The 14989-nt window shown below is 67.0% G+C and carries 12 protein-coding genes; 4 read left to right on the forward strand and 8 right to left on the reverse strand.

Features of this window, described 5'->3' with window-relative positions:
- Positions 1 to 144 precede the first annotated feature (144 nt).
- The 3 genes from BBX35_RS01960 (at position 145) to BBX35_RS01970 (ending at position 3197) form a co-directional block, all read left to right on the forward strand.
- Positions 145 to 1095 (forward strand): sugar ABC transporter substrate-binding protein, encoded by a 951-nt coding sequence (locus BBX35_RS01960; protein ID WP_067215398.1) that lies wholly within the window; start codon positions 145 to 147, stop codon positions 1093 to 1095.
- Between the two features lie 141 nt (positions 1096 to 1236).
- On the forward strand, positions 1237 to 2364 hold the full coding sequence (locus BBX35_RS01965; RefSeq protein WP_067215400.1) for an ABC transporter permease: 1128 nt from the start codon (positions 1237 to 1239) through the stop codon (positions 2362 to 2364).
- A 2-nt stretch (positions 2365 to 2366) separates the two neighbouring features.
- Entirely contained in the window at positions 2367 to 3197 is an 831-nt protein-coding gene (locus BBX35_RS01970; RefSeq protein ID WP_067215403.1) for an ATP-binding cassette domain-containing protein, read from the forward strand.
- A 450-nt stretch (positions 3198 to 3647) separates the two neighbouring features.
- Here BBX35_RS01970 and BBX35_RS01975 read toward each other — a convergent pair whose 3' ends face one another.
- The gene (locus tag BBX35_RS01975; protein ID WP_067215406.1) at positions 3648 to 4031 is read right to left on the reverse strand and encodes an NADH:ubiquinone oxidoreductase subunit NDUFA12; all 384 of its coding nucleotides are present in this window, start codon (positions 4029 to 4031) and stop codon (positions 3648 to 3650) included.
- Positions 4032 to 4137: 106 nt separating this feature from the next.
- A complete protein-coding gene (locus tag BBX35_RS01980; protein WP_067215408.1) occupies positions 4138 to 4788 on the reverse strand; it encodes a response regulator in 651 nt (216 codons plus the stop codon).
- A gap of 933 nt (positions 4789 to 5721) precedes the next feature.
- Between BBX35_RS01980 and BBX35_RS01985 the strand changes: the two genes are divergently transcribed.
- Entirely contained in the window at positions 5722 to 9414 is a 3693-nt protein-coding gene (locus BBX35_RS01985) for a vitamin B12-dependent ribonucleotide reductase (protein ID WP_067215411.1), read from the forward strand.
- Between the two features lie 88 nt (positions 9415 to 9502).
- Here the strand turns inward: BBX35_RS01985 and BBX35_RS01990 are convergent, their stop codons facing one another.
- From BBX35_RS01990 to ccoG, 6 genes are all read right to left on the reverse strand, one after another.
- A complete protein-coding gene (locus tag BBX35_RS01990; protein WP_067215413.1) occupies positions 9503 to 10810 on the reverse strand; it encodes a HipA domain-containing protein in 1308 nt (435 codons plus the stop codon).
- A complete protein-coding gene (locus BBX35_RS01995; protein ID WP_067215416.1) occupies positions 10807 to 11067 on the reverse strand; it encodes a helix-turn-helix domain-containing protein in 261 nt (86 codons plus the stop codon). Before BBX35_RS01995 ends, BBX35_RS01990 begins: the two co-directional genes overlap by 4 nt.
- Positions 11068 to 11195: 128 nt before the next feature.
- The gene (locus tag BBX35_RS02000; protein ID WP_141687798.1) at positions 11196 to 11642 is read right to left on the reverse strand and encodes a hypothetical protein; all 447 of its coding nucleotides are present in this window, start codon (positions 11640 to 11642) and stop codon (positions 11196 to 11198) included.
- A complete protein-coding gene (locus tag BBX35_RS02005) occupies positions 11639 to 12835 on the reverse strand; it encodes an NnrS family protein (protein ID WP_067215421.1) in 1197 nt (398 codons plus the stop codon). The genes BBX35_RS02000 and BBX35_RS02005 overlap by 4 nt, the downstream gene beginning before the upstream one ends.
- Positions 12836 to 12925: 90 nt before the next feature.
- Complete coding sequence (locus BBX35_RS02010; protein ID WP_067218050.1) at positions 12926 to 13363, reverse strand: pseudoazurin; 438 nt, start codon at positions 13361 to 13363, stop codon at positions 12926 to 12928.
- 96 nt (positions 13364 to 13459) lie between these two features.
- A complete protein-coding gene (ccoG, locus tag BBX35_RS02015) occupies positions 13460 to 14917 on the reverse strand; it encodes a cytochrome c oxidase accessory protein CcoG (RefSeq protein ID WP_067215424.1) in 1458 nt (485 codons plus the stop codon).
- Between the last annotated feature and the right edge of the window lie 72 nt (positions 14918 to 14989).

Below are 14989 nucleotides of genomic sequence, written 5' to 3' on the forward strand. Positions count from 1 at the left end.
GGAATGCGTCATTCTGATTTTTCCGGAGGGTGCGCGGGAGGCGCCGTCAGCCGGAAAGCGCGTTCCGCGAGCGCGGCGACAGGCCGTCCGGCGGGAGCGGAAGACGAGAAAGTCCCCGCATGCGGGGCAATGGGAGGAAGACACATGAAACGTTTCGTCGCTCGTCTGCTGTCGGCTGCCGCCGTCGTCGGCCTGGCAGCCACTGCCGGCACTGCACCGGCAACGGCTCAGGATATCAACATTATCGTGGTTAGCCACGGCCAGGCGTCCGATCCGTTCTGGTCGGTGGTCAAGAACGGCGTTGCCAAGGCCGGCGAGGACATGGGCGTCACGGTCGACTACCGCGCGCCGGAAACCTTCGACATGGTGGCGATGGCCCAGCTCATCGATGCCGCCGTCAACCAGGAGCCGGACGGGCTGATCGTCTCGATCCCGGACGGCGATGCGCTCGGCGATTCGATCCGCAAGGCGGTCTCCGCCGGCATTCCGGTCATCTCGATGAATTCCGGCTCCGACGTGTCGGCCTCGCTCGGCGCGGCGCTCCATGTCGGCCAGGAAGAATACGACGCCGGCAAGAAGGCCGGCGAGGCGCTGGCCGAGATGGGCGGCAAGAAGGGCCTTTGCGTCAACCACGAGGTCGGCAACGTCTCGCTCGACCAGCGCTGTCAGGGCTTTGCCGACGGCTTCGGCGGCTCGGTCTCCGTGCTGCCGACCACCAACGACCCGGCCGAGATCCTGGCCAAGGTGAAGGCTGCCCTCGCCTCCGACGGCGATGTCGACACGGTGATCGCGCTCAGCGCCTCGCTCGGCGGCGAGCCCAGCCTGCAGGCGGTCAAGGACAGCGGCATGCTGGAGCAGGTCAAGGTCGCCACCTTCGACATGTCGGCCAACTTCCTGCAGGCGGTCGCCGATGGCGAGGCCGCCTTCGCCATCGACCAGCAGCAGTTCCTGCAGGGCTACCTGCCGGTGGTGTTCCTGGCCAACCATGCCCGCTTCGGCCTGATGCCGGGCGGCAATGTCGCCTCGGGCCCGAACCTGATCACCAAGGAAAAGGCCGGCCAGGTCGTCGAGCTGTCCGCCCAGGGCATTCGTTGATCGGACGTTGATCGGGCGCCGGTCGGGCTCCGGTCGAGCTCCCGCAACGCAAGGCTTGCCGGTTTGTCCGGCGGGACGCGGCCACATGGCTGCGCCCCGCCGGATCCGGCCCCGGCTTTCGACATCTTGAGGACAGGTTCGATGAGTGAAGCACAGGCGACCGCCCCTTCCGGCGACAGAGAGGGCGCGGACGAGCGGCTGCGGGAAACCGGGCTGGCGACCAGGCTGTTGCGCCGGCCGGAGCTCGGCGCGCTGGCGGGGCTGGTTCTGGTCACCCTCTTCTTCGTCACGGTGGCCAATCCGGCGATGTTCTCGCTCGCCGGCGTCATGAATTTCATGGCCCCCGCCGCCCAGCTCGGCATCCTCGCCATCGGCGCCGCCTTGCTGATGGTCGGCGGCGAGTTCGACCTGTCGGTCGGCTCCATGGTCGCCTTTGCCGGCCTTGCCTTCGGCACGGTGCTGGTGGTGTGGGACATGCCGCTCATCGTCGCCATTGCCGCGACGCTGGCCTTTGCCGCCGGCATCGGCGCGGTCAACGGCCAGATCGTCCTGCGCACCGGCCTGCCCTCCTTCATCGTCACGCTGGCCTTCCTGTTCATCCTGCGCGGCCTCACCCTGGTCGGGCTGAAGTGGGCGACCGACGGGTCGACCCAGCTGCGCGGTGTCAAGGAGGCGGCCGGCGACGGCTTGGTGCTGCAGCTGTTCTCGGGCGATGCCTTCGAGGGCCTGTTCGCCTGGCTCGCCGCCAACGACTACATCGAGACCTTCCGAAACGGCACGCCCAAGGTCACCGGCGTGCCGGTCGAGATCCTCTGGTTCGCGGCCATTGCGCTCGTTGCCACCTGGGTGCTTTTGCGCACCCGCTTCGGCAACTGGATCTTCGCTGCCGGCGGCGACGCGGCTGCCGCACGCAATTCCGGCGTTCCGGTCACACGGGTCAAGACCATCCTGTTCATGGTCACCGCCATGTGCGCGGCGCTGGTCGCCATCCTCACCGTGCTCGATGCCGGCTCCACCGATGCCCGCCGCGGCTTCCAGAAGGAGTTCGAGGCGATCATCGCGGCGGTGATCGGCGGCTGCCTTTTGACCGGCGGCTATGGTTCGGCCATCGGCGCCTTCTTCGGCGCCATCATCTTCGGCATGGTGCTGATCGGCCTCACCTATACCGACATCGACCAGGACTGGTACCTGGTCTTCCTCGGCGGGATGCTGCTGATCGCCGTGCTGTTCAACAATTTCATCCGCAAGCGGGCGACGGGGGAGCGCTGACCATGGCCGCGACAGGTCACGCACATTCCGACCCGGCCCGCACCGACCCTGCGCCTGCCGTTCCGCTGATCGAGGTGCGCGACCTCGTCAAGCATTTCGGCTCGGTCATCGCGCTCGGCGGCATCTCGATGAAGGTGCATGCCGGCGAGGTCCTTTGCCTGCTCGGCGACAACGGCGCCGGCAAGTCGACGCTGATCAAGACGCTCTCGGGCGTGCATCGGCCGACAGCGGGCACCTTCCTCGTCAGTGGCCGGGAGGTCGCCTTCGACAGCCCGCGCGACGCGCTCGATGCCGGCATCGCCACCGTCTACCAGGACCTGGCGATGATCCCGCTTATGTCGATCACCCGCAACTTCTTCATGGGCCGCGAGCCGCTCAAGGGCACCTGGCCGCTTCGCCGCATGGACATGGCCCATGCGGACACGGTGACGCGGGAAGAGATGCGGCGCATCGGCATCGACGTGCGCGACCCGCAGCAGGCGGTCGGCACCCTGTCGGGCGGCGAGCGGCAATGCGTGGCGATCGCCCGGGCGGTCTATTTCGGCGCCAAGGTGCTGATCCTCGACGAGCCGACCTCCGCGCTCGGTGTCGCCCAGACCTCGATGGTGCTGAAATACATCAACCAGGTGCGGGCCAAGGGGCTCGGCGTCATCTTCATCACCCACAATGTCCGCCACGCCCATGCGGTCGGCGACCGCTTCACCGTGCTCAACCGCGGGCGCACGCTCGGCACCCACGCGCGCGGCGAGATCACCATCGACGAGCTGCAGAACCTGATGGCCGGCGGCAAGGAGCTGCAGGACCTCGGCGCCGATCTCGGCGGCACGGTCTGACGGAAGGGAGAGGCAGGACCTCGCCTCCCCTCCGCCGTCACCCCGGCCAAGCGAAGCGCGAGCCGGGGCCTATTGGTTGCCAGAGCGGTAGCGGCCCTCGCACCGCCTTCGTCATCCCGCACCGCAGGGAATGCGCGTCGTCCGCCCCACCCGCAGGATGTCATCCCGGTTTCGGCGGAGCCGAAGACCGGGATCCAGTAACCCCGAACGGTTCGAGACAGACCTCGGCATTGCCGCCGGAACTTCAGCGGCTTCCGCCTTCGCGCCACCATCCCCCCGGCGGATACTGGATGCCTGCTTGTCGCAGGCATGACAGCCGAGAGGTGGCGCGTCCCTCCGCCCCCACGCCGACCGCCCTCAGCCACCCCAAAAAACAAAAACGCCGACCACGAGGGTCGGCGCTTTTTCAATTGGTTGCGGCGGGACCTTGATCCCCCACATCAAGCGGCGTCAGCCTTCCGGCGTCCAGGCCTGGTAGTCGCCCGAAACCTTCGGCCGGCTTTCCGCCGTCAGGATCGAGCCCTTCGGACGGTAGGCCTCATGCGTGCCGGTGCGGTTGCCGTGATGCGGCGCCTGCCAGACGCGGGCCTTGTAGTCCGTCTCGGTCGGCGGCGTGTCGGTGCGGTGGTGCATCCAGCCGTGCCAGCCGGGAGGAATCATCGAGGCTTCGGCCAGGCCGTTGTAGATCACCCAGCGGCGGTTTCCCCCGCGCTCGCGATAGTAGGCATTGCCGAACTCGTCGTTTCCGACGAACTCGCCCTTGCGCCAGGTAAAGAAGCGCGTGCCCCAGGTCGCGCTGTTCCACCAGGTGAAGAATTGCAGCAGCGTTTTCATCGAAGGCGGCGTCCCGGTTTGTCTGTCTGGCTTTCGCATAGCGCACCCTCGCCGGTTTCGCAATGCGGCGGCGCGTCCCGCGACCGGGTTTCCTGCACGCGCGAGCTCAGGCCGCCGGCTGGGACCGCTTGGGGCGCACGGTGGCGAAGCCGCTGCGCGGTGCAGCCCCGGCCGCGCCCGCTTCGCTCTTTTGCGCGGCGGCAAGGTGATCGCGCCGCGTGCCGGACTTCGGCGCGACGATCTCGCGCTCGATGCCGATCTGCTGCCACTTGCGCGCCTTCTCGTCGAGCGTGTCGGCAACGCCCTCGATGACATAGCGCCCGTCGTCGCCCATCACCAGTTGCCGGCCGTCGCGCAGCGTCCACATCAGCCGGTCGTAGAGGCCCGACGGCGACAGCGGCTTGGCCACCACATGTTGCGCCCCGTCGCGCAGCACCCGGTCGATCAGCGTTCGCGTGCCATGGGCGGTGCACACCACCACCGGCAGGAAGCAGAGCGGTGCCATCTTGCGCTGGCGCAGCGTGCGCAGCAGCGCCAGCCCGCTCATCGGCTTCATCCGCCAGTCGGTGATGACGAAATTGGGCGGGTCGAGCCGCATCATTTCCAGCGCCGCCTCGGCGGTGTCGAAGGTCCGCACCCGGCGCACGCGGAAGGAGAGCAGTGTCGAGCGCAGGATCGCCTGCATCGGCTTCGAATCGTCGACGACCACGACATCCAGATCGTCCATATCCAGTCCGTAGGCGTAGTGCCGCGTCATCCGGGCCAAGCGCATCGTCCTTCTCTCGGAGGAGGACAGTGAACCACGTCCGGATTTCCCCGCGATTGAACGGGACAAGACGATTTTCGGACAAACTTCCTAAAATTGGAGCGAGTTCGATGTTAGTTTGGAGAGAATTGAGACGATTCTGCGCAAAATCTCGAAATCGCTCTCAATCGGAATGGCGGATTTCCGCCATTTTCCAGGACGCGGGGATAGAGGTTTGCAATCCCCGCCCCCGCGATTGCGGGGATAACCGCCCCTCGGGCGCCTGCGCCCCTGCGGGGATAAGGCCACAAAGGCCGATCGGCCCGCTGCAGCCGCCCCAGTCGGGATTGGGGGGCTGGATTTGCCGGCAAAAGGCCGATTCGCCCCTCATCCTCGTTATCCACACCGACACACTATATTTGGGGCCAGCGACACAAGCAGCCACAACAGGTTGCTCGCAGCGCTTGACGCCGGCGGACGATTCACCCTAGTTTCAGGGCGTCAGGTAATCGCAGCAAGGTTGGGGCCGGCGACAAGCCGTGCGTGCCCCGCGTCCTCTTCAACTGCAGCAGCGTATCCGGGGTTTCCCGGTCTCGGCGTCACGAACCGCGGCGGTTCGCGACCTCGGAAAATTGCGCCTCGCATTGGCGATATCTGGTGACAAAAGACCGATGGCCTACTATATATAGGCATCATCCAAAGATAACGACCGTGGCCACAGGTTGCGGCATCTGACAGGAAGGCTAGCCCCCGGCGCGTCGCAAGACACGCAGGACCGGCGGCGTGGCCGCCCTTCCCGCTCGCGGCCGAACCGCGACCGGACGAGATGCGGCCCGGCCGCGAGACGAATTCATGCGGCTTGCCGCGACAGACACTGCCGGCGGCACGGCCGGCTTCTAGACATATGACCGGCCGGCGGCCGGCGACACGAAAGGGGCCTTTGGGATGAAGATCGAGCGGCGCTACACGAAGGAGGGGCAGTCCCCCTACGCCGACATCGCGTTTCGCGTTGCCACCAGCGAGATTCGCAATCCGGACGGCTCGATCGTCTTCCGGCTTGAAAACATTGACGTTCCGGCCCAGTTCTCGCAGGTCGCGGCCGACATCCTGGCACAGAAGTACTTCCGCAAGGCCGGCGTCCCGGCCCGCCTGAAGCCGGTCGAGGAGAACACCGTTCCCTCCTGGCTGTGGCGCCAGGAAGCTGACCTCAAGGCGCTGAAGAAGCTGCCCGAGGAAGAGCGCTACGGCTCCGAAACCGACGCCCGCCAGGTGTTCGACCGTCTCGCCGGCACCTGGACCTACTGGGGCTGGAAGGGCGGCTACTTCGACAGCGAGGCCGACGCCCAGGCCTTCTACGACGAGCTGCGCTACATGCTGGCGACCCAGAAGGTCGCCCCCAACAGCCCGCAGTGGTTCAACACCGGCCTGCACTGGGCCTATGGCATCGACGGCCCGAGCCAGGGCCACTTCTATGTCGACTTCCAGACCGGCGAGCTGACCCGCTCGGCAACGGCCTACGAGCATCCGCAGCCGCATGCCTGCTTCATCCAGTCGGTCGAGGACGATCTCGTCAACGAGAACGGCATCATGGACCTGTGGGTCCGCGAGGCGCGCCTGTTCAAGTACGGCTCCGGCACCGGCTCCAACTTCTCCCGCGTCCGCGGCGAAGGCGAGAAGCTGTCGGGCGGCGGCAAGTCCTCCGGATTGATGAGCTTCCTGAAGATCGGCGACCGCGCCGCCGGCGCCATCAAGTCGGGCGGCACCACCCGCCGCGCCGCCAAGATGGTGGTGGTCGACATCGACCATCCGGACATCGAGGACTACATCAACTGGAAGGTCCGCGAGGAGCAGAAGGTCGCCGCCCTCGTCACCGGCTCGAAGATCTGCCAGAAGCACCTGACCGCCATCATGAAGGCCTGCGTCAACTGCGAGGCGGACAACGGCGACTGCTTCGATCCGGCCAGGAACCCGGCGCTCAAGCGCGAAATCCGCGCCGCCAAGAAGATGATGGTGCCGGAGAACTACATCCAGCGCGTCATCCAGTTCGCGCGCCAGGGCTTCACCAGGATCGAGTTCCCGACCTACAACACCGACTGGGATTCGGAGGCCTACCTCACGGTTTCCGGCCAGAATTCCAACAACTCGGTGCGCGTGACGGACGGCTTCCTCACCGCCGTGATGGATGACGGCGACTGGAGCCTGACCGCCCGCAAGGACGGCCGCGTCACCAAGACGCTGAAGGCCCGCGAGCTGTGGGAGCAGATCGGCTACGCCGCCTGGGCCTCGGCCGATCCCGGCATCCAGTACCACACCACCATCAACGACTGGCACACCTGCCCGGCCTCCGGCGAGATCCGTGCGTCGAACCCGTGCTCCGAGTACATGTTCCTCGACGACACGGCCTGCAACCTCGCCTCGCTGAACCTGCTGCAGTTCCGTGAGGCCAACGGCAATTTCGACGTCGAGTCCTATGAGCACTGCGTCCGCCTGTGGACCGTCGTGCTCGAGGTGTCGGTGCTGATGGCACAGTTCCCGTCCAAGGAGATCGCGGAACTCTCCTACCGCTACCGTACGCTCGGCCTCGGCTACGCCAATATCGGCGGCCTGCTGATGACCTCTGGCATTCCCTATGACAGCGACGAGGGCCGCGCGATCTGCGGTGCCCTGACCGCGATCATGACCGGCGTCGCCTACGCCACGTCGGCCGAGATGGCCGGCGAACTCGGCCCCTTCCCGGGCTATGCGGACAATGCCCCGCACATGCTGCGCGTCATGCGCAACCACCGCCGCGCTGCTTATGGCGAGGCCTCCGGCTACGAGGGCCTGAGCACCCTGCCCGTGCCGCTCGACCATGCCTCCTGCTCGCAGCCGATCCTGATCGAGCGGGCAAAGCTGGCCTGGGATCGCGCACTGGAGCTCGGCGAGAAGCACGGCTACCGCAACGCCCAGTCGACGGTCATCGCGCCCACCGGCACGATCGGCCTCGTCATGGACTGCGACACGACCGGCATCGAGCCCGACTTCGCGCTGGTGAAGTTCAAGAAGCTGGCCGGCGGCGGCTACTTCAAGATCATCAACCGCGCGGTGCCGGAAGCCCTCCGCACCCTCGGCTATTCCGAGAGCGAGATCGCCGAGATCGAGGCCTATGCGGTCGGTCACGGCTCGCTCGACCAGGCGCCGGCGATCAACCCGTCGACGCTTCGCTCGCGCGGCTTCGACGATGAGGCGCTGGCCAAGGTCGCCGGTGCGCTCAAGTCCGCCTTCGACATCAAGTTCGTGTTCAACCGCTGGACGCTGGGCGACGACTTCCTGACGGGCGCGCTGAAGGTGCCGGCCGAGAAGCTGGACGATCCGGAGTTCGAGCTGCTGGCGCATCTCGGCTTCTCCCGCCAGGACATCGAGGCCGCCAACACCCATGTCTGCGGTGCCATGACGCTGGAGGGCGCGCCCTTCCTGAAGACCGAGCACTACCCGGTCTTCGACTGCGCCAACCCCTGCGGTCGCCTCGGCAAGCGCTTCCTGTCGGTGGAGAGCCACATCCGCATGATGGCGGCGGCCCAGCCGTTCATCTCCGGCGCGATCTCCAAGACGATCAACATGCCGAACGACGCCACCGTCGCCGACTGCAAGGAGGCCTACCTGCTCTCCTGGCGCCTGGCGCTGAAGGCCAACGCCCTCTACCGCGACGGCTCAAAGCTGTCGCAGCCGCTGAACTCGCAGTTGCTCGCCGATGCGGACGACGACGAGGAGGATGCGGTCGAGACGCTGGTCGCCCAGCCGCAGGCCGCGCGCGCCGAGATCGTCGCCGAGAAGATCGTCGAGCGGATCGTCGAGCGTGTGGTTCGCCAGCAGGAGAAGCTGCCGACCCGCCGCAAGGGCTACACCCAGAAGGCCAAGATCGGCGGGCATACGATCTTCCTGCGCACCGGCGAATACGATGACGGCCGCCTCGGCGAGATCTTCATCGACATGAACAAGGAAGGCTCGGCCCTGCGCGCCTTCATCAACAACTTCGCCATCTCGGTGTCGCTCGGCCTGCAATACGGCGTGCCGCTGGAGGAGTATGTCGACGCCTTCATCTTCACCAAGTTCGAGCCGGCGGGCATGGTGCAGGGCAACGACGCGATCAAGAACGCCACCTCGGTGCTCGACTACGTGTTCCGCGAGCTGGCCGTGTCCTATCTGGACCGCCACGAGCTGGCCCACGTTCCGCCGGAGGTCTTCGGCCAGTCGGCCAAGGCCTCGGCCGAGGCCGAGGAGCGCGGCGGCAAGGGTCACCAGGGCGTCGTCTCACACGGCCTGATCCGCGGCCAGACCGAGCGCTTCCGCCTTGTCGGCGGCGGCGAGCCGGCCGGCAACCTGACCAAGGCGATCGCCGCCGAGCTCGGCAATGCGCCGATCGCGCAGACGACGGCGGTGGCTGCCGCCTTCGCCCGCGGCTCGGAAGCGGCCGCCCGGGTCGAGATCACCACGCCCGCCCCTGCCCAGCAGGCACCGAGCGCGGCCGAGCGGATCGCCCAGGCCCGCATGAAGGGCTACGAAGGCGAGAGCTGCCCGGAATGCGCCAACTTCACGATGGTGCGCAACGGCACCTGCCTGAAGTGCGACACCTGCGGCAGCACCAGCGGCTGCAGCTAAGGCAAGGGCCGGCTCGCCCGGCCCGACCAGACAACGAGGCCCCGGACATCACCCGATGTCCGGGGCCTTGTCGTTTCCGGGCATGCGTTCAACCGAGTTGCCGTATGGTGTCCGAGATGATCGTGTGGATCACCGCACGGATTGTCCGGGCCTCTGCCGTGATCGATGTCAGGATCCTCGGGTCGTTGGCGTATCGCTCCCGGTCCTTCGCCTCGATCTCATCCTGAAGTTCCTGTGCCACGGCCAATATACGGCTGGATTGGAAGGCGAGGATACGTTCGCCAGTCCGGCGAGCGAGCCCGAGAGCTTCGGCTGCATCCAGAAGCTTTTCACGAGAGATATCCGCGTGCCGGCGGGCACCGAGAACAGGCCATGCAAGAGTGGTCCTGTCGGGCCATCCGGCCTGATCGAAGGCACGGCTGTCATAGACGGCCGTACACAAAAGGTCGTAATGCGGGGCGAGTTGCACCCCCGCTCCGGATACGAGGAAGCTCAGGTTCTTGAGGTGGGCATCGTCATTGCCTGTAAGCACGTTGAAGACCAGCCATTCGAACAGTCGGCTGCGGGCAACTGCCGCGCTGCGGCAGTAGTTTGCCAGTTCGGCCAGCCGCTCGATGCTGCCCTGATGGTATTTGAAGGCGCGGTCGAGATTGAGCAGCTGGCAAGCGTCGACGACATGCAGACGCTCCCAGCCCGTTCCGGTTTTGACGCGGTCGAACCGCTCGATCACATAGACGGGCTCGGGAATGTAGAGCTTCGTCACGCGCGGCACCTGGAGGCGCATACGTGCTGCAAGCCGCATGACGAAATACTCGTTCGCCACTGAATGCGCATAGGCCGGGTCAGGATGATCGGGCTTGAGGATATGTGTCGAAGGCGTCTCGTCGACAGGCTCGAAGAATGCTTCACCGTCGAAATTGACCGCTAGCTTGTGCTGCGCGCCAGCGAGCGACATCCGCTTAGGGGCAGCATGGGTGAGCGGCAGCCGCGGCAGGCCGCGGATGCGCACAGACAAGTCCCGGGAAGTCAGCGGCCGGCGCTCGCCGGTATCTGCCGGCAGGCGTCCCGGCGGCAGGAGCGTTAGCGATCCGACGGATTCCGCCCCATAATGCCCCAAGAGGCCGAAGGCATCGGCTTCGTCGATCCTCGCATCGCTGGCGAGAAGACTCCTCTGACCTTCTTCCGGAAGCAGATTGTCGAAATACCACTGAACCGGCCGCAGGCTGGCTCCGTCGGTGATGACGCCACCTTCCGGAGCAAGATGCGGCGAAAGAAAGTAGCTTCCCGGCGACTGCAGCCAGCTTTTCGCATACCGGAACGACCACACGCCTCCGGCGTCGACGAGTTCGCCAACCCTAAGCTCGTTGATATAGGCCGCAAGGGAGCGCTCGCTCATCGCTTTGCGCTGACCCCGGCCGGCGGCATCGGGTCGATGTCGACGGGCGTATCCAGCGAGATGCGGATGCCGAGCCCGTCCATGACCTCGAACAGCTTCGCCCAGCTCACTGACGGGTTGCCGCGCTCGACCTTGGACAGGAAGTTCTCGCTGACGCCGATGCTGCCGGCAGCATCGTCCTGACGCAGGCCCTGCGCCTTGCGGGTTGCACGTATGATGGCACCGATATCTTGCGGGCCGTTGACCGGAACTTTCATGAAAAACCTCACGCTCGTGAGGATTTATAGCACACCCCGTTCGCACAGGAAAGAAATCCTCACAAACGTGCGGATTTAAGGCCTCCTGCTCTCTCCGCTGCAGAAATCCGCACGATCATGTGGATTCTCTATCTGCGCTGCAAGGACACTGCCAGCGGCAGGAAGAGCGCCGTGAGGAATGCGGCGGCCTGGATAGCGCCATCGGCCTGCGCGAAGCGGGCGAAGTGGCGCGGCACGGAGATGCCGCACAGGAACACCGCCACCAGCGCATCGCTGACGACGAGCGCCAGTGCCGTCAGCACGGCGAGCGCGAGGGCACGGCGCGGCGTCAGCAGCCCCCAGGGCATCAATGCGGTGGCAAGCAGCCCGGCCGAGACCAGCCATATCGCCTCCAGCAGCGCGCCGGCCAGCGGACCGGCGGCCGGATCGACCAGCACCGCGCGGGCCGAACCGGACAGAAGATAGGCGGCGAGCAGGATCGCGAAGAAGCGGCAGGCGGCAAGGCGCAGCGCGGCACAGGGCGTGATGGCCGGCAGCACGCGGATCGCATCGGAGTCACCGGTAGTGGCGGTCATGGCCGACGCACCGGCAGGCCCGGCCGCCACAGCAGCATGCGCGCATAGCCGGCGGCAAAGAGCAGATAGGCCAGCGCCCAGAGCAGCGCGGCACAGGCGAAGAGGTGCACCATCCAGTCGCCGCCCCAACCTGTCGCATAGGGCGCCAGCACACGGGCCGCCGCGCCGAGCGCGACGAGCGCGTAGATCGCCACTTCCAGCCGACCGGCGGCCAGTGGATGGCCGGAATGGCCGCGGCTTGCCCGCGTCATCACCGCCAGCGTCATCATGCCGAAAGTGCCGGCGGTCCACACATGGGCGGCGGCGGAAGGCTCCAGCACGCCGGGAAGCAGGATCGACAGGCCCTCCAGCACGAAGCCGAGCGGCACGGTGGCAAAGCCCAGATGCAGGATCAGCAGCAGCGGATCGCTGCGCGTCGCCAGCCCGCACCAGCGCGACAGGCGCACCCCATTGGCCAGGCCCGCGGCCAACATCAGCAGCGCGGTCGCAAGATGATCGGGAACCGCGATCCAGACGGCTAGAGCTGCCGCGGAGACCAGCATGGTCGCCCCGTCAAGCCGCGAGAAACCGGCCGGCAGCGCGAGGGCGCGCCGCTGCATCAGCCAGTTGCGGGTGAAGGCGGGAATGATCCGCCCTCCGATCAGCATGACGAGAAGGAGCACCACGGCGATCCCGGCGCGCGCGGCATGGTCGGCAAGGCCGGTCAGCGCAGCTTCCGTGTGGAAGGCTGCGTTGGCAGCGCCGTAGAGCGCCACGATCGCGACGATGCGCAGGTTGCGCAAGTTTCCGCCGGCGACCACCTCGCGGGCGAAGACGGCGACCAGCGCGAGCGGAAAGGCGAGATCAACGGCCATCGCCGCCCAGGCTCCCGTCAGCGCCGAGAGCGTGACGGCAATGCGCCCGGCGAGCCAGACAAGCACGAGCGCAAGCAGCTCGCCGCCGGCGACGGGCGGGCGGCCGGTCCAGTTGGCGACCGCCGTCAGCGCAAAGCCGGCGATGATCGCCGAGACCCCGCCGAACAGCATGGTGTGGATGTGCCAGTCGCGGGGGGCGAAGGCGGACGGGAGGTCCACATGACCGGAGAGGATCGGGATCCAGGCCAGCACCGACAGGGCCATCGACAGCGCGCCGAGGAAGAAGAAGGGGCGAAAGCCCCCGGTCAGCCAATAGGTGTCGCGAAGGGATCTGCTCATGTCCCGCCTCCTGATACCCCTCCCGTCGAGCGGACGGCGCGAAGGGGAAGTCGCGCGCCGTCCGGCCCGGCCGTACTTGCCGCCGGCAGCTCACAGGCCGCCGAGCAACTCCGCGAAGACTTTCTTCGCCTTGCCCGGCGTCTTGACCGCCTTGGCGTCGTCCAGGTTCACCGGATCGCCGACGACGACGGCAGCGACCATGCCCATGGCGAAATGCGGCTTGCACTTGATCCCGTAGACGCCTTCCTGGGTGAAGGTCACGGAGACGTCCTTGTTCATCTTGCCGGCGAAGGCTTCGGCGCCCTCGGGCAGCATGCCCGGTACGGTCTCGGCGTTGTGGCTGGGATTGGTGGCGCGGAAATGCACGGTATCGCCGGGAGCGATCCTGATGAGGTCGGGTTCGAACACCATGACGCCCTTGGCGCCCTTGTTGAGCATCTTCACCTCATGCTCTGCCGCCATGGCGACGGTCCCCGACAAGGCGGCGACGGTGGCAAGAGCAAGGGCGAACATCCGTGTGCGTTTCATCTCGGTCTCCATTGAGCGGACCACCGTGGTCCGTTGTCTGAAGGAATATCCGTCTTGCTGCGCTGCAACGTTGTGCCAGCGCAAAGTCGGAGAAACTTATGGAATCTTGAAGAAATCCGAGGCCGTGACACTCTCCCCGCTGACCGGGTCGGCAAGGCGGAACGTGATCGGCCCGGCAGCGGACGGCTCGGCCGCAACGGTCACGCGCAGCCGCCGGCTGCCCCGCTCGTCGAGCAGGACGGCAATGCCCTCGGCCTGCGGATCGGCCGTGCCGGCCGTGCGCAGTTCGGCATGGCCGGCGGCCTCGCCCTCGATGCCGAGCAGCACGGTGCCCCCTGCCCCGGCAACGTGCGAGACGCGGATCTCGTAGGCGTTGCGCACCCGCCCGTCGGACAGTTCCACCGCCACCGGATTGCGCTCATGGGCCACGCTGAGCGACAGGGTCGCGCGGGTCGCCACCACGGCGACGATGGCAACGGCCGTCGCAAGGCCGGCCAGCGCCAGCGCGGCGGTCTTCGCCCGCACCACCCGCACCGGCACCCGGGCCTCGCCCTTGCGGCCGCGCTCGATATTGGTCCAGCTCTCGTAGTCGATCAGTCCGCGCGGCCGGTCGAGCTTCTGCATGGTCGTGTCGCAGGCATCGACGCACAGGCCGCAATTGATGCAGGCAAGGTTCGGCCCCTCGCGGATGTCGATGCCCATCGGGCAGACATTGACGCAGGCCATGCAGTCGACGCAGTCGCCGGCCGACAGGCCGCTGGCGCGGGCGGCCGCCGCCTTCTTGGCCGACATGCGCGCCTCGCCGCGATAGTCGCGATAGGCGACGCCGAAGGCTTCCGCGTCCCAGACGGCGCCCTGCAGGCGCGGCCAGGGGCACATGTAGGTGCACATCTTCTCGCGGGCGAACCCGGCCAGCGCATAGGTCGTCAGCGTCAGGGTCAGCACCGCGCCATAGGCGACGCTGGAGGCATTGCCGGTGAAGATGTCGCGCAAAAGGGTCGGCGCGTCGGCGAAATAGAGCGCGAAGGCCCCGCCCGTACCGGCGGCAATCGCCAGCCAGATCACGTGCTTGATGCCCTTCCGCAGGGCGCGCGCGGGCGTCATCGGCAGGTAGAGCTGGCGGAGCCGCTCGCGGCGGTCGCCCTCCAGTTGCCGCTCGACCCACAGGAAGAGATCCGTCCACACGGTCTGGGGGCAGAAGAAGCCGCACCAGATCCGGCCCGCCACCACATTGGACAGGACCAGAACGATGGTCGCAAGCACCAGCAGGCCGGTCAGCAGGTAGAGCTCCTGCGGCCGCAGCTCCAGCCCGGCAAGATGGAAGCGCAGCTGCGCCAGATCGAACAGGATCGCCTGGCCGGGCTGGTCGGGGCCGCGGTCGTAGCGCAGGAACGGCAGCACGTAGTAGAGCGCAAGGCAAAGGCCCACGGCCGCCCATTTCAGCCGGCGGAACCGGCCGCTGACCGACTGCGGCACGACCGGCTGGCCGGGCCCGATAGCGGGTGCGGCACCAATGCCGGGCTTGCGGTGCAAGGTGGTGGGGTGAAACGTCATCGCCGGTCTCCGTCCGCCAGCAAGGGCAAGGGCGTCGCCGGAGCAACCGGTCAGCCCTCCCCTGGCTGCTGG

It is taken from the genome of Stappia indica (assembly GCF_001696535.1).
Lineage (GTDB): Bacteria > Pseudomonadota > Alphaproteobacteria > Rhizobiales > Stappiaceae > Stappia > Stappia indica.

Bases quoted from the DNA above. Each gene is read 5' to 3' on its own strand.
- BBX35_RS01980 (WP_067215408.1), bottom strand. From the start codon at position 4,788: ATGACGCGGCACTACGCCTACGGACTGGATATGGACGATCTGGATGTC.
- BBX35_RS01985 (WP_067215411.1), top strand. From the start codon at position 5,722: ATGAAGATCGAGCGGCGCTACACGAAGGAGGGGCAGTCCCCCTACGCC.
- BBX35_RS02005 (WP_067215421.1), bottom strand. From the start codon at position 12,835: ATGAGCAGATCCCTTCGCGACACCTATTGGCTGACCGGGGGCTTTCGC.
- BBX35_RS01995 (WP_067215416.1), bottom strand. From the start codon at position 11,067: ATGAAAGTTCCGGTCAACGGCCCGCAAGATATCGGTGCCATCATACGT.
- BBX35_RS01975 (WP_067215406.1), bottom strand. From the start codon at position 4,031: ATGAAAACGCTGCTGCAATTCTTCACCTGGTGGAACAGCGCGACCTGG.
- ccoG (WP_067215424.1), bottom strand. From the start codon at position 14,917: ATGACGTTTCACCCCACCACCTTGCACCGCAAGCCCGGCATTGGTGCC.
- BBX35_RS02000 (WP_141687798.1), bottom strand. From the start codon at position 11,642: ATGACCGCCACTACCGGTGACTCCGATGCGATCCGCGTGCTGCCGGCC.
- BBX35_RS01960 (WP_067215398.1), top strand. From the start codon at position 145: ATGAAACGTTTCGTCGCTCGTCTGCTGTCGGCTGCCGCCGTCGTCGGC.
- BBX35_RS01965 (WP_067215400.1), top strand. From the start codon at position 1,237: ATGAGTGAAGCACAGGCGACCGCCCCTTCCGGCGACAGAGAGGGCGCG.
- BBX35_RS01990 (WP_067215413.1), bottom strand. From the start codon at position 10,810: ATGAGCGAGCGCTCCCTTGCGGCCTATATCAACGAGCTTAGGGTTGGC.
- BBX35_RS01970 (WP_067215403.1), top strand. From the start codon at position 2,367: ATGGCCGCGACAGGTCACGCACATTCCGACCCGGCCCGCACCGACCCT.
- BBX35_RS02010 (WP_067218050.1), bottom strand. From the start codon at position 13,363: ATGAAACGCACACGGATGTTCGCCCTTGCTCTTGCCACCGTCGCCGCC.